The organism is Paraburkholderia sp. SIMBA_030, from assembly GCF_046535245.1.
GTDB lineage: Bacteria > Pseudomonadota > Gammaproteobacteria > Burkholderiales > Burkholderiaceae > Paraburkholderia.
In genome coordinates this window covers 1-1,277 of the sequence record NZ_JAWRXB010000061.1, presented here as the reverse complement: position 1 = coordinate 1,277, position 1,277 = coordinate 1, and the positions used below count along the sequence as shown (strand labels likewise).

At 59.2% G+C, this 1,277-nt stretch carries 1 protein-coding gene and 1 pseudogene; one reads left to right on the top strand and one right to left on the bottom strand.

Annotation, left to right across the window (positions count from 1 at the left end):
- Positions 1-184 (bottom strand): hypothetical protein (locus SB772_RS39000; protein ID WP_410838388.1); only part of this gene is annotated, 184 nt, incomplete at its 3' end.
- A gap of 530 nt (positions 185-714) precedes the next feature.
- On the opposite strand from SB772_RS39000, the pseudogene SB772_RS38995 reads away from it, so the two are divergent.
- A pseudogene (locus SB772_RS38995) lies at positions 715-1,277 on the top strand (hypothetical protein); the annotation flags it as partial.

Here is a 1,277-nt window from a genome sequence, read left to right as displayed (position 1 = left end):
ACGGCGTTTCGGGTTCCTGCTTCGCCGTAAACTTGTACTGCGCCGATTCGAGTTGACGGTCAGGCCAGCCACCACCAGACTTTCCATCGCCAAAGCGCAGAAACCAGTAGGTCTCGCCTGCAACACGCACTCCCCTGCCGTCGCAGTCGGTGTCCTTCTCGACTATGCGGGTACGCTGCGACATCCCGCTGGGGACAACGTAATCCCCCACCTTATGCTTCGGCGGAGTAATTGGAATCGGCAACTCAGGGGCGACGGCAGCGCCGTCGCGCCAGCGTTCAGGAAGCTCGCCATCGCGCGCCAGTTCCTTCAGGCGGGTTTGTGTTTGTCGGGAAAACGGAAAATTCGCGCGAGGTAGTCTATATCTCTTCTGTCCGGTTTCGGCTGGTCACGCCGGTGGTACGAAATGATGGTGCGAAATTCGAACGGCGGCAACGCGGTCTCTGAAGTTCTAAAGACGAGAACGCCGCGCTTCACGAAAGTGCCGCAGACTCGATCAATACAGGCATCGCTTCAATTTCTCAAGGGGTAGATGGAAGTCGAAGAACTGGCGCCGCCATTCCCGCGATACGACGATTTCAGGCAGATTGCTGATCTATAGCAGGGAAAGCGCCGACATTCGATTCAAACGCGTGACGCCATTCGCGCGGGTACTGCATTCTGGCGCGCTCTGGACTATGTTTGAGCTATGCCTGCTCCTGAGAGAAATCGACAATGGATCTGCTGCGCCGGCTGTTCCATCGCGATCGAGTCCACGTCTCATCGACGGATGCCGCGCGTATCGATGAAGCGATCGGACGCATTCTCGCCATTCATCCGCGACTGAAACTGGCGAGCCGTTACCGCCAGCGTCTGAAGCGGCCCATTGCCGTCACGCTTCAATACACAGACGAATTGATGGCCTCTTTGCCCGCCACGTTTGACGCCAATGTCGATGCGTGGTCCAGCAATCCCTGCCTGCGCGCTTTTTTCGCGACGCCGGCCGATATCGTCGACACATTCGGCCGCTCCGAGGACGTGCGCGCGTTTTTCGAGTTGAATCCCGACGTCGCCGATGTCCACGGAACGCTCGGGATGGCATTGACCGAGCGTCACGTGCTGGGCGTCGCGCTGGAAGGCGACACGCTGCGTCACGACGTTGTCCAGACGACCTTGTGTTTCAGAGATCATCGCGTGAGGATGTGCGGACGAACGGAATCGGCGCTGCGCGATGAGATCGTGTGCCGGCTGATCGATCAGCTGGCGCTCGAAGGGCTGTCCCGGCTCGCGACCGATCG